Source organism: Arthrobacter sp. ISL-5 (assembly GCF_018613835.1).
Classification (GTDB): Bacteria; Actinomycetota; Actinomycetes; order Actinomycetales; family Micrococcaceae; genus Arthrobacter.
The window spans coordinates 49,425-61,623 of record NZ_JAGGPM010000024.1; the positions used below are offsets into that span (position 1 = coordinate 49,425).

The 12,199-nt window shown below is 67.5% G+C and carries 10 protein-coding genes and 1 pseudogene; 6 read left to right on the top strand and 5 right to left on the bottom strand.

The window, feature by feature from the left end:
- The first annotated feature begins 4 nt into the window (after window positions 1-4).
- Both J7I89_RS12815 and J7I89_RS12820 read left to right on the top strand, forming a co-directional pair.
- The gene (locus tag J7I89_RS12815; protein ID WP_214970795.1) at window positions 5-1,204 is read left to right on the top strand and encodes a cytochrome P450; all 1,200 of its coding nucleotides are present in this window, start codon (window positions 5-7) and stop codon (window positions 1,202-1,204) included.
- Between the two features lie 37 nt (window positions 1,205-1,241).
- Window positions 1,242-1,715, top strand: coding sequence for an SgcJ/EcaC family oxidoreductase (locus J7I89_RS12820; protein ID WP_214970798.1), 474 nt, complete (start codon window positions 1,242-1,244; stop codon window positions 1,713-1,715).
- 45 nt (window positions 1,716-1,760) lie between these two features.
- On the opposite strand, the gene ribA is transcribed toward J7I89_RS12820, so the two are convergent.
- From ribA to J7I89_RS12845, 5 genes and pseudogenes are all read right to left on the bottom strand, one after another.
- Complete coding sequence (ribA, locus tag J7I89_RS25615) at window positions 1,761-3,635, bottom strand: GTP cyclohydrolase II RibA (RefSeq protein ID WP_214970800.1); 1,875 nt, start codon at window positions 3,633-3,635, stop codon at window positions 1,761-1,763.
- Between the two features lie 198 nt (window positions 3,636-3,833).
- The gene (locus J7I89_RS12830) at window positions 3,834-5,087 is read right to left on the bottom strand and encodes an RNA polymerase sigma factor (RefSeq protein ID WP_214970802.1); all 1,254 of its coding nucleotides are present in this window, start codon (window positions 5,085-5,087) and stop codon (window positions 3,834-3,836) included.
- Between the two features lie 36 nt (window positions 5,088-5,123).
- The gene (locus J7I89_RS12835) at window positions 5,124-5,543 is read right to left on the bottom strand and encodes a YciI family protein (RefSeq protein WP_214970804.1); all 420 of its coding nucleotides are present in this window, start codon (window positions 5,541-5,543) and stop codon (window positions 5,124-5,126) included.
- A 285-nt stretch (window positions 5,544-5,828) separates the two neighbouring features.
- Window positions 5,829-7,085, bottom strand: coding sequence for an FAD-dependent oxidoreductase (locus tag J7I89_RS12840; protein ID WP_214971034.1), 1,257 nt, complete (start codon window positions 7,083-7,085; stop codon window positions 5,829-5,831).
- Between the two features lie 90 nt (window positions 7,086-7,175).
- A pseudogene (locus J7I89_RS12845) lies at window positions 7,176-8,459 on the bottom strand (MFS transporter); the annotation flags it as partial.
- Window positions 8,460-8,507: 48 nt separating this feature from the next.
- Here J7I89_RS12845 and J7I89_RS25790 point away from each other — a divergent pair.
- The 4 genes from J7I89_RS25790 (at window position 8,508) to J7I89_RS12865 (ending at window position 12,163) form a co-directional block, all read left to right on the top strand.
- The gene (locus J7I89_RS25790; protein WP_214970806.1) at window positions 8,508-9,329 is read left to right on the top strand and encodes an IclR family transcriptional regulator; all 822 of its coding nucleotides are present in this window, start codon (window positions 8,508-8,510) and stop codon (window positions 9,327-9,329) included.
- A gap of 124 nt (window positions 9,330-9,453) precedes the next feature.
- On the top strand, window positions 9,454-10,587 hold the full coding sequence (locus J7I89_RS12855; RefSeq protein ID WP_214970808.1) for a cupin domain-containing protein: 1,134 nt from the start codon (window positions 9,454-9,456) through the stop codon (window positions 10,585-10,587).
- Entirely contained in the window at window positions 10,584-11,411 is an 828-nt protein-coding gene (locus tag J7I89_RS12860; RefSeq protein ID WP_214970811.1) for a fumarylacetoacetate hydrolase family protein, read from the top strand. The genes J7I89_RS12855 and J7I89_RS12860 overlap by 4 nt, the downstream gene beginning before the upstream one ends.
- Window positions 11,411-12,163, top strand: a complete 753-nt coding sequence (locus J7I89_RS12865) for a maleylpyruvate isomerase family mycothiol-dependent enzyme (protein WP_214970814.1) — start codon at window positions 11,411-11,413, stop codon at window positions 12,161-12,163. The genes J7I89_RS12860 and J7I89_RS12865 overlap by 1 nt, the downstream gene beginning before the upstream one ends.
- The last annotated feature ends 36 nt before the right edge of the window (window positions 12,164-12,199 follow it).

Consider the following 12,199-nt stretch of genomic DNA (forward strand, 5'->3'; position numbering starts at 1 on the left):
GGCGATGACGAGCGCGAGATCCGCGGAGCCCCGTGTGGGAGGTCCGGGACAGACTGACAGCCCCGGGCAGGCACGCTGCCCGTACCTCGTGGTGCGCGACCCGGACGCGGTCCGTGACGTGCTGCACCGTCCTGCCGACTTCAGCCCCGTGAATGCCCTGGTCGCGGTGACACCCCTGAACGGGCCCGCCCTGCGCGTGCTGCAGCGCGTCCGCTTTGCGTTGCCTCCCGTCCTGGCCAGCAACGACACTGACACGCACGCCGGGATCCGCAAGGTCGTGGCGGGCTTTTTCACCCCTGCCACGGTCGCCGCCATGGAGCCGCGGATCCGGGAGCTGGCCAGGGAGGCGGCACGGAACGCCGCGGACCGGCTCGGCTCGTCCGGAAACGTGGACCTCGTGCAGACGGTGGCGGCGTTTCCCCCGGCCGTCGTCATGCTCGAACTCCTCGGGCTGCCTGTTCGGGATCTGCCGGACATCAAGCGGTGGGGCCTTGAATCCATGGAGCTGTTCTGGGGCTGGCCCGACGAGGACCGGCAACTCGAACTGGCCCACAGCGCCGCCGATTTCTACGTCTGGCTGCGGAAGCTCGTGGCGGAATCCAGGAACGCCCCCGGACGCAACCTGTTCAAATCCCTGGCCGAACACGGCCTGTCCACGCCCGAAATCTGCTCGCTGGGCTACTTCCTGCTGATCGCCGGGCAGGAAACCACCACCCAGCTGATCAGCACCACCCTGTTCCGGCTCCTGGAGGGGTTCGCCCCCGAGACTTGGAAGGACGCGGCGTCCGAGGCAGGCTCCAAGGCCGTGGTCCGGCACGTGCTCACCACCGAATCATCCGTCCCCACCTGGCGCCGCGTGGCCGCCCACGACACGAACCTCGCTGGCGGTCTGATCCCTGCCGGCGCCGAAATCCTCCTCGAACTGAGCGGCAACCAGGTCACGGCAACGGCAGAAGCCGAGAGCCAGTCCCTGGCTGAACAGGCAGCCCGGCGAGGAGAATCAACCTCCTACGGCCTTGTGTTCGGCTCCGGCATCCACCGCTGCCTCGGGGCCAAGCTCGCGGAACTGGAGGCCGCCGTCACCATCCAGGAAGCCGCTGCGGCGCTGCCCCGAATCCAGCTGCGGGACCGCGAGCCCGACTGGATCCGGCTCCTGTCCTTCCAGGCACCTCGGACAGTCACGGTGACGAACAGGACGTGCTGACTCTGGCGGGAGCCCCTGGAGCGATAGGCTGGATCCGATGACATCAAGTCCGCGGGGCGTCGCCGAGGGGTTCGCCGCCGCATGGAACGCTGCTGATCCCGTTGCCTTGGCGGCCCTGTTCGTTGAGGACGCCGACTTCGTCAATGTTGTCGGCCTTTGGTGGACCACCCGTGAGCAGATCCGGGACAACCATGCCTACGGTTTCCGACACATGTTTCCGGACACCGTCATGGTGCTGGACCGCGTCATGGTCCGCGAGCTCGGGGACGACGTGGCCGTGGTTCACGCGAGTTGGACGATGAACGGCCAGATCACACCCACCGGGGAAAGAGCGGGGACCAGGCGCGGCGTCATCAGCTTCACGACGGTCCGGCAACAGAGCGGACGGTGGCTGGCGGTAAGTGCACAGAACACCGATGCCGTCCCGGGGATGCAGACCCACGTTGCGACCAGCGAAGGACTAGCGCCGGAAACATACGCGCCCCGGACCCGCCCCAAACCGGGTCCCTAAGGGCGCACCGGCGAGCCCTGTCGGAGCCGACCAGGACTGGAGGCCTCAGAACGAGGGAATCGTGATGCCGAGGCCCAGCAGTCCACGGCCCGCCTGCTCCAGAATCGGATCGATGGACAGGGTGGGATGGTTGAGGAGGACATTCACGTCACGCTGGATCCGCTGGAGCGGGTGGGCAAGACGGTGGATGCTGCCGCCCGACCCGGAGGCCACGAGTTGAACTGCCTCGGCCGATGCTGCCCCGCTCAGGGCGAGCGACAGCCGGTACGCTGCCCGTTCCTCGTCCGTCTGTGGTGGAAGCCGGCGTTCATGCGACGCAGAAACCATCCGCAGCGCCTCTTCCCAGTGCAAACGGGCCGTGGCAAGCAGCCCGTAGGCCTGCGAAAAGCGGGCCTGCGCGAGCGGTGAATCCGCCTGGCGGTTTTCAGCCGTGTTCTTCACCTTCCGCACCATCATGCGTTCGCGAAACAGTTCGACGGCGTACTCGGCGGCTCCCAAGGCGGCGGCAGGCGCCACCATGTTCAGCAGCATTGCCACGGGAGCGTGGATGATGGGGTCCTGGTGGATCCTGCTTCCGGGGTTGTCCGCTGCAGCCAGCAGGGACCAGTCCAGTGTCCGGTAGCCCGGGACAAACAACGAGCGGGCGCGGAGATCGTTGCTGCCTGTGCCCCGCAGGCCGGCGGTGTGCCATACGTCCAGCAGCTCCAGCTCGGAGACGGGGACGAGGCACTGCAGGCGCGTGTCGCCGTCGTGCGCGGCCAGCAGTGCCCACTCGGAGTGCATCACGCCGGAAGCGAAGCTCCACGTGCCGGAGATGGAGTAGCCTCCGGGGACCTTTTCCGCCGCGCCCAGGGGCGCGCCGGTGGCGGCCGCCATCGGCGCCGGTCCGTCCGCGAAGACTTCCTGCTGGACCTGCCGGGGCCAGCGAGCCAGCATCCAGACGTGCTCTGCCAGATGCCCGACGGTCCAAGCCGTGGAGGCGCAGCCCTGGGCCAGGCGCCGAATGACGGTGGCGTAGGTTTCCATGCCCATGCCGAATCCGCCCACCGCCTTCGGCGCAAGTATCCGGAAGACGCCCGCCGCGCTCAGCTCCGCCATGGTGTCTTCCGGGAGGCGGCGCAAACGCTCCGTTTCCTCAGCCCGTTCCCGGAGGCGGGGAATGAGGGCGTCCACCCGGGCGAGCAACTCCTCGGGACTGGGGACGGCGTCGGAGGTTGCAGCGACCAGGGAGGAGCCGGCGCCGTTCTGCGGGAGATCGAGCGTATGTGCGGTGTGGTCGCGTTTGGCGGCCAGGTAGCGGAAGTTCGACGGGGACAGATGGACGCCGGTGGGGATCTGTGCGGTGACGTCGACACCGAGGGAGATCAGCTGCGCGGCCTTGTCCGGGTTGTTGCTGAGGAGACGGACGGTGGTGGCCCCGACGGCGGCAAGCATCTGGGCGCCCGCCGTGTAGTCACGCTCGTCTTCTTTGTGTCCGAGGGCAACGTTGGCTTCGTAGGTGTCATAGCCGGCGTCCTGCAGCTCGTAGGCGTCCAGCTTGGAGTACAGGCCGATGCCGCGTCCTTCCTGGCGGAGGTAGAGCAGGAACCCGCCGACGGCGGCGATCTCCTCAACTGCTTCGCGCAACTGCGGTCCGCAGTCACAGCGCTCGCTGCCGAACACGTCGCCGGTCAGGCATTCACTGTGCAGGCGGACCAGCGGGGCCTCTTCCTCCCGTGCCGGACCCGTCGATGACTGCTCCCAGCCGCCCAGGGCGAGCAGCAGGTGTTCCTTGCCGTCGGCCAGCCCATGGAACGTCAGGACCTCTGCGTCTGTCGCGTAACCGTCCGGGAAGCGCAACGGAACGGTGACCCGGCTGCGTACCGTGGCCGGGGGCAGTGCCACGGCAGGCGCGGCGATGGTCTCGAAAGCAATGGTCATCTGGGGTTCCTGGCATTCGACGTATGGGACGTGAAATTAGTTGAAGCTTGAAGTTAACCCTAGCCCCGATTAGTTAAAGTTTCAAGTAACTTCGGCACAGCGATTATTACTCATGCTGCAACAATAGGAACGTCAATAAGAGCATGAGGCATGTATTTCTCAGGACGCGACGAGCCCTATGCATCGCGGTCCTAGGATCTACTGGCGGCCCAACTCGTCGATCTTGCGTTCCAGCGCTGCGCGTTCGGCCCCATTCGTGCACAGGCCGGCTGCCCGTTGCAGCGCCGCCTGCGCTTCCGCGCGTCGGCCGAGCCTGCTCAGCATCTCGCCCCTGACCGCCGGCAGCAGGTGTGATCCGTTGAGTTCGCCACGGGACGCGATCGCGTCGACCAGTTCCAGCCCGGCTGCCGGGCCCGATGCCATGGCCACTGCTACCGCGCGGTTCAGTTCAACAATCGGCGACGGCGACAACCGCCCCAGCGCCTCGTAGAGGATGACGATCCGCTGCCAGTCCGTTTCCGCAACCGAGCGGGCCACCGCGTGGCATTCGGCGATGGAGGCCTGCAGCCCGTAGGCTCCCAGCCCGCGGCCCGCAGCCACCGCCGTCGAAAGCGCCGCGCGACCGCGCCGAATCGCGGACTGGTCCCACCGCCGCCGGTCCTGGTCCTCCAGGAGGACGGGCCGGCCGGACGAATCGATCCTCGCCGGGAATCGCGCGGCGGTCAGGTCCATCAGGGCCAGCAGGCCAAACACCTCGGATTCGGGCGCCAGCCGCACAAGCACGCGGGCCAGGCGGCGTGCTTCGCTGGCCAGGTCCGTGCGCATCCAGGAGTCACCGCCGGACGCGAAGGAGCCCTCCGTGAAGATCAGGTAGACCACCTGGAGCACCGAGCCAAGCCGTTCTGCTACCTCGTGGGGTTCGGGAACGGCGAATGGAACGTGGGTAGCGGCCAGTGTCTTCTTGGCCCGGGTGATGCGCGCCTGGATGGTCGGCACCGGAACCAGGAACGCCTTCGCGATCTCCTCGGTGCCCATGCCGCCCACTACGCGCAATGTCAGCGCGATCCGCGCTTCTTTGGACAGCACCGGATGGCAGGAGATGAACATCAGGGCCAGCACGTCGTCGTCGATCGCCTCGGGGTCGAACAGGGAGTCCGCGCCCGGCTCCTCCTCCGAGAGGTCGCGGGCCAGCAGCGCATACTTTTCGTCCCGCGCGGCACGGCGCCGGAAGGTGTCGATGGCACGACGGCGGCCGGTGGTCAGCAGCCAGCCCACCGGTTCGGCGGGGACGCCATTCACCGACCAGGACACGAGCGCCTCGGCAAGCGCCTCCTGTGCGAGGTCTTCGGCCAGCGGGAAATCGCCCGTATAGCGGGCAAGGGCGCCGACGATGCGGGCGGACTCCATGCGCCACACCGCTTCGACGGCGGCCCTTGCCTCGTTGCTGCTCACTGCTGGATCAAGGCTGTCGGGTCAAAGCTGGGTGGTTCAGAGCTGGCCGGCCTGCTCGCGCCACGCGCGTTCCTTCTGGATCCATTCGTTGTCCTGCGGGAACTCGTCGATTGAGGGTACCCGGCGGATTTCCGTCTTGGTTCCAGCCGTCATGGGTGCCCGCTTGGCCCACTCAATTGCTTCCTGCTTCGATGCCACATCCAGGATGTAGTAGCCGCCGAACAGCTCCTTGGTTTCGCCGTAGGGCCCGTCGGTGACCACCGGGGTTTCGCCGGTGAAGTCCACTACGACGCCCTCCTTCGGATCGTCCAGGCCCTCGGCTGCCAGCAGGACACCGGCGCGGATCAGTTCATCATTGAACTTGCCCATGGTCTCGAGCATTTCGTTGAAGTCGGCCTTCTCAAGGTTGGCGTACGACTCGTCGGTTCCGCGCATGATCAACATGTACTTTGCCATTTCAATCTCCTAGGTTTTGGAAGGTCGCCCTTCGACCTTCTCACCCACAGGTCGAACAGCGCGAGGGCAAATCGACACGGGCCTGGAGAATTCTTTGCCCTCAACACCAGGGCACTGACACCCTGCGCGTGCGTTTACTGCTCGCCAGCTCATCCAACCGCGGTTGGCTGCGACGGTCACCAGCACCCGCCAGGCCGGAAAGTGCTGCGGACCGGCTCCTTGGTGGAGCCGGCCCCGAGCACGTGATGGTTCATCCGGCAGCCGGGCCGGGGACCCGTCGGCGTGTCAGGCGGAAAGCCGGTCCGCCAGCCTGGAGGGAGCCGCCTTTGCGGCCGGCACGCCGTCGCCGGTCTGGCCGTACAGCCAGTCGTTGTACTGGAAGTTGTTGTCCCTCCGACTCTTGAAGAGCAGGTTGCGCAGCGTCCGCGCCAGTCCCGAGACGTGCCAGGATTCGCCCCAGACGCGGGCGGTGCGCTGGACCCGGGCGGTGCGGCCGGCGCGGAGGTGGTTGAATTCCCGGATGGCGTCGTCCCAGGCTCCCGGGTTGACGCCGTCCGGGGTGAACACGGTGCCGTTGCTGGCGTCCTGCAGCACGGCTGCGTCCTCGAGCGCCTGGCAGGCGCCCTGGGCGAGGTACTGGAGCATTGGGTGCGCGGCGTCGCCCATCAGCACCATCCGGCCGGCGACCCAGTTTTCGATCGGGTCGCGGTCGTACATGGGCCAGCGCATGCTGGTGCCCAGGTTCTTGAGCGCTTCCTGGACGGCGGGGACGCAATCCTTGTACGCAGCCTCGAGCTCGTCCACTCCCCCGTATTGCTCTTCGCCGCGTTCGAAGGAGGGGGACTTGAAGACGGCCACGGTGTTCAGCAGCTCGCCCTTGCGCAGCGGATACTGCACGAGGTGGCAGTCCGGTCCGAGGTAGACGATGACGTCCTCCAAGTCGGCCTTAGGCGTATTTTCGGTGATCGGCACGGTGCCGCGGTAGGCAACGTAGGCCGATGAGACCGGCTCGTCGGTGGCCACGAGCGGACGCAGGGTGGACTTGAGTCCGTCGGCACCGATCACGACGTCGGCCTCGTAGTCCACGCCGGCGGCGGTGTGGGCCACCCCGCGGCCGTTCACGGTTTCAACACTCTCGACCAGAACGTCGTTGACAAGCTGGACGCCGGCCGCTTCACAGGCTTCGAGCAGGACCCGGTGCAGGTCGCTGCGGTGGATCACGACGTACGGCGCACCGTAGCGTTCTGCGAATTCCCCGCCGAGCGTCTGGCGGGTGAGCTCCTCGCCGGTGACGGCGTCGCGGAAGACCAGGTGCTTGGGCTGGACACCGATCTCCAGTGCCTTTTCCAGGAGTCCCCAGCGCCGGAGGACGCGGGAGGCGTTGGGGGCCATCTGCAGCCCCGCGCCGACCTCGCCGAATTCGGGGGCCCGCTCCACGAGGGTGACGTTGGCGCCGTTCTCACGCAGCGCGAGGGCTCCGGCCAGTCCGGCCATTCCCCCTCCGATGACGAGGACATCGGTGGACGTGGCGTGCTCAGACATTGCTTGCTCCTGTTGGTGAGGGTGAGGGTGAGGGGAGTTTGAGAGTTTTGACTTGAGTTTGAGGCCGACGGCGGTCAGCAGCACCGCGGCGATGGCGGCTGCACCGGCGAAGGCCAGGAAATTGGAATTGACGCCCAATCCGGCGGCCAGCAGGAGGCCGCCTACCTGGGGTGCGGCGACGGCGCCGATGCGGCCCGTCCCCAGCGCCCAGCCCAGCGCGGTCCCCCGCAGGTGTCCGGGATAGTGGCTGGCGACGGCGGCGATGATGAGGCACTGCGTGCCGTGCGTGCCGACGCCGGCGAGGACCAGCATGAAGTAGACGACGCCGACGGGCGGCCCGATGACGAGGACCACGAGAGCTCCTGCGGCGACGGCGGCGGCGGCGATCGCCGTCGGAATCGGACCGAAGCGGGTGCCTGCCCAGGCCGTAATGACCGAGCCGGCCACCGCCCCGAGGTTGAGGGCCAGGGCAAAGGTCAGGGCGGAGCCCAGGTTGTAGCCGGCCAGCTGCATGAGGTTGGGCAGCCAGGTGCCCAGCCCGTACCAGGCGAACAGGGTGGCGATCGTCGCCAAGGCGAACAGCAGGCTGACCCCGAGGTAGGGGGCGCGGAGCAGGGAGGAGAAGCCGGACGGTTCCTTGATCGTGCCGCCGCTGCTGGCCACGTTGCCGGTCGCCCTGCGGGCGGCCTTGTCGGCGGCGCTATCCGTGGCACTGGCCGGGGCCAGCGTCTCCGGGAGGTATTTCAATCCCAGCGGCACCACGATCACCAGGGCCAGCACGGCCACGAGGAACATGGACTCCCAGCCGAAGGCGGGGATCATCTGAATGCCGACGAGAGCGGCGATGGATCCGCCGATCGGAACGCCGGACATCATCAGGGTGGCAACGGTGGACCGCCATTTAGTCGGGACCAGTTCGGCAACGAGGGCATTGGCCGAGGGCACCAGGCCGCCGAGCCCGATGCCGGCGAGGAGCCGCAGGGCGCCGAAGACGGCGGCGTTGGGAGCGAAGGCGCAAAGGATGGTGAAGATCGAGAAGATGATGGCGCAGCCGAGGATGGTGCGGCGGCGGCCCCAGGAGTCGGCCATCCGGCCGGCGAAGATCGCACCGATCATCATGCCGACGAAGGCCATGGATCCGATGGTTCCGGCGGTGGCCTTGCTCAGCCCCCAGCCGGTCTCGGAGATCAGGGAGGACTGGACGGTGCCGTAGACGATGAGGTCGTAGCCATCGAAGACCACCAGTAGCCAGCAGACGAGGACGGCCGCGGCCGAGCCCTTGGAGAAGCGGGATGCAGGCCCATCAGCGGCAGTGGGGCTAGGAGCCCCCGGCGAGGACCCGTGCGGCGCTGCAGCGGGAAGTGTGTGATTCATCCCACTACTGTCCGCGCCATGGCAGGGGAAGCACCATAGAATTCTGATGTGCAGAACATCCCATCGTCCAAATCGTCCCGGAAGCCCGTCCAGAAGCGGCCCACCTATTCCATCGAGGCGGTGGACAACGCGCTGCAGCTCCTGCAGCTGCTCCGCGACGGCGGGGCGCTGCGGCTCAAGGACGCCGCCGAGGAGCTGGGCGTCGCTCGGTCCACCGCCCACCGGCTCTTGGCGATGCTGGTCTACCGGGGGTTCGCCGTGCAGGATGAAAACCGCCGCTACGTGCCCGGTCCGGCAATGGGGGTCGGGCCGGCCGGACTGGGCTGGACCAGGCTGCTCCGCTCGCTCGCCCAGCCGCACATGGAGCTGCTCTCAGCGCAGCTCAACGAAACCGTCAACCTCATGGTTCGGGTGGGCACTAAGGTGCGGTTCCTGGCCACGGTGGAGGGAGGCAATGTGCTGCGGGTCGGTGACCGGCAGGGGACGGTGATGCCAGCCAATAAGACCTCCGGGGGCAAGGCCATGCTCGCCGAACTGGAGCCCCCAATGATCGAACAGCTCTTCCGTAGCAACAATGCCGAAATTGGCGGGGACACGATTCCCGCGGCGGAGTACCCGGCGTTCCTGCGCGAGCTTGAGTCCATCCGCAGCAACCGCTTCGCGGCCAACTTTGAAGGCACGGAGGAGGGCGTGAGCGCCCTCGGCATCGCCCTGCACAACCGGCACGGGCACGTAGTCGGCGCCCTCAGCGTCGCCACTCCCGCGACCCGCTTCCGCAGGGTGTTCGACGCCGGGCTTGTCCCCGCCCTTCGCGAAACCTGCCGGCAGCTGGAGATCGATATCGCGGCAAATCCGGCCGAGCCGGACTGAGCACCCAGCAGTCTCGGCACCAAACAAGGAATTCTGACCAGCAGAATATGCTGGGGGTCACACTGCTCCATCCGTAGGGTCGAACTACGCCAAAGAACTGTTCTGACCTATCGAGGAGGCCCACGTGTCCATCAGCGCCGAGAACACGACCCATGAATCAGTGGCCGCGGGGCACACTGCCCTGGAGCCGACGCCCGAAGAGGCTGCCCAGCTGGAAGAGCTGTACCGGGATTTTGACCGCGAGAACCTGATCCCCTTGTGGACGGAGATCGGGGATCTGATGCCAATGGTCCCCACCCCGAAGGCGGTGCCGCATGTGTGGCGCTGGAACGATTTGTATCCGCTGGCAGCGCGTGCCGGTGACCTGGTGCCGGTGGGCCGGGGCGGGGAGCGGCGGGCGATTGCGCTGGCGAACCCGGGCCTGGCGGGCACGCCGTATGCCACGCCCACGTTGTGGGCGGCGATCCAGTACCTCGGTGCCCGCGAGACCGCCCCGGAGCACCGCCACTCGCAGAACGCCTTCCGCTTCGTCGTCGAGGGCGAAGGCGTCTGGACCGTGGTGAACGGGGATCCGGTGCGGATGTCCCGTGGGGATTTCCTGCTGACCCCGGGCTGGAACTTCCACGGCCACCACAACGACACCGATCAGCCGATGGCCTGGATCGACGGCCTGGACATCCCGTTCGTGCACTACGCCGACGCCGGGTTCTTCGAGTTCGGCACCGAACGCGTCACCGACGACGCCACCCCGGACATCTCCCGCTCCGAACGGCTCTGGGCCCACCCCGGCCTGCGGCCGCTCTCCGGACTCGATGACACCACGAGCTCCCCCATCGCCGCCTACCGCTGGGAACACACCGACCGCGCATTGCGCGAGCAGCTGCTCCTCGAGGACGAGGGCCACCCGGCCACCGTCAGCCAGGGCCACGCCGCCGTCCGCTACTCGAACCCGACCACCGGCGGGGACGTGATGCCCACCATCCGTGCCGAGTTCCACCGCCTCCGCGCCGGCGCCACCACCGAGCCCTTCCGCGAGGTCGGGTCCAGCGTCTGGCAGGTCTTCGAAGGGACCGGCTCCGTGGTCCTCAACGGCGAAACCAGGAACCTGGCAAAGGGCGACCTGTTCGTCGTCCCGTCCTGGGCCGAATGGTCCCTGCAGGCGGACACGGAGTTTGATCTCTTCCGCTTCAGCGACGCCCCCATCTTTGAACGACTGAACTTCAACCGCACCTACACCGAAGGACGCAACAAGCAATGAGACTCCTCACCCTCCGCACCGGGACCGGCACGACGAAGGCCGTCCGCCAGGACGGCGACACCCTGACCGAGATCGACGGCTTCGCCGACGTCGGCGAACTCCTGAAGGACGCCTCCTGGGAGGCGACGGCGAAGGCAGCCAACGGCGCAACGCACGCGCTCGACGGCGCGGACCTCGCCGCCGTCGTGCCGTTCCCGGGCAAGATCATCTGCGTCGGGCATAACTACCGCAACCACATCAAGGAAATGGGCCGGGAGATCCCGGAGTACCCCACCCTGTTCGCCAAGTACCAGGAATCCCTGATCGGACCGAACGACGACCTGGCGCTGCCGCAGGAATCCGACACCGTCGACTGGGAAGCCGAACTCGCCGTCGTGATCGGCAAGAAGGGACGCCGGATCAGCGAAGCCGACGCACCCGCCCACATCGCCGGGTACGCCGTGCTGAACGACGTGTCCATGCGCGACTACCAGTTCCGCACCATCCAGTGGCTGCAGGGCAAGACCTGGGAAAAGTCCACCCCGTTCGGCCCCGCACTGGTGACCAAGGACGAATTCAGTGCCGGCCCGATGATGACCTCGGCCGTGGACGGCGAAGTCCAGCAGCAGACCCCCACCGGAGACCTCGTCTTCACCCCGGAGTTCCTGATCTCCTACATCTCCACCATCATCACGCTGAACCCCGGAGATGTGATCGCCACCGGCACCCCCGGCGGAGTGGGCCATGCCCAGGACCCCAAGCGCTACCTGCAGGAAGGCCAGGTCCTGGTCACCACCATCGAGGGACTGGGCCAGTTGAAGAACCGCGTGGTCAAGGAAGCCTGATGGTCGCCCGCCACGACCAGACGACGGACCCGGAGCTGCTTGCGGCACTGCTGCAGGCGCGCCGGGGCACGGCGTTCTTCGCCCGCAAGCTCAACGAACTCACCGACGCAGAGCTCGACGGCGCGTCCCTGCTGCCCGGCTGGACCCGCCGCCACGTGACGGCCCACATCGGCTACAACGCGCGGGCCATCGCGCGGCTGGTCGAGTGGGCGGGCACCGGCGTGGAGACACCCATGTATGCCTCCACGTCGGTGCGGGACCACGAAATCAACTTCGGCGCCACACTGAGCCCGATCGCCCTGCGGAACCTGTTCGACCACTCAGCGGTCCACCTGAGCGTCGAATGGCGGGACCTGCCCGAGGATGCCTGGCACCACAAAGTGCGGACGATCCAGGGCCGGGAAGTCCCTGCCACGGAAACGGTATGGATGCGCACCCGCGAAGTCTGGATGCACGCCGTCGACCTCGACAACGGCGCCACCTTCGCCGACATCCCGGCGCCCGTGCTGGAGCGGCTGCTCACGGACATCACCGGCGCCTGGAAGGCCCGCGGCACCGATGCGGGTCTCGTGGTCAAGGTAACGGACCGCGATCTCACGTTCGGGGACTCGACGTCGGCGTCCCCCACCGTGGTCTCCGGGCCCCTGGCCGCCGTCGTCGAATGGGCCGCAGGCCGCGGCCACGGCGGCGTCACCGCCAGCGGCCCCGCAGCCCCAAACGGTATGGTTCCGGCCGCCCCGAAGTGGATTTGAGCCCTTCGCCGGCCGGATTCCGGCAGCAGACCGGAA

Coding starts and splice junctions, on each gene's coding strand:
- J7I89_RS12815 (WP_214970795.1), top strand. CDS start 5: ATGACGAGCGCGAGATCCGCGGAGCCCCGTGTGGGAGGTCCGGGACAG.
- J7I89_RS12820 (WP_214970798.1), top strand. CDS start 1,242: ATGACATCAAGTCCGCGGGGCGTCGCCGAGGGGTTCGCCGCCGCATGG.
- ribA (WP_214970800.1), bottom strand. CDS start 3,635: ATGACCATTGCTTTCGAGACCATCGCCGCGCCTGCCGTGGCACTGCCC.
- J7I89_RS12835 (WP_214970804.1), bottom strand. CDS start 5,543: ATGGCAAAGTACATGTTGATCATGCGCGGAACCGACGAGTCGTACGCC.
- J7I89_RS12840 (WP_214971034.1), bottom strand. CDS start 7,085: ATGTCTGAGCACGCCACGTCCACCGATGTCCTCGTCATCGGAGGGGGA.
- J7I89_RS12860 (WP_214970811.1), top strand. CDS start 10,584: ATGAGACTCCTCACCCTCCGCACCGGGACCGGCACGACGAAGGCCGTC.
- J7I89_RS12865 (WP_214970814.1), top strand. CDS start 11,411: ATGGTCGCCCGCCACGACCAGACGACGGACCCGGAGCTGCTTGCGGCA.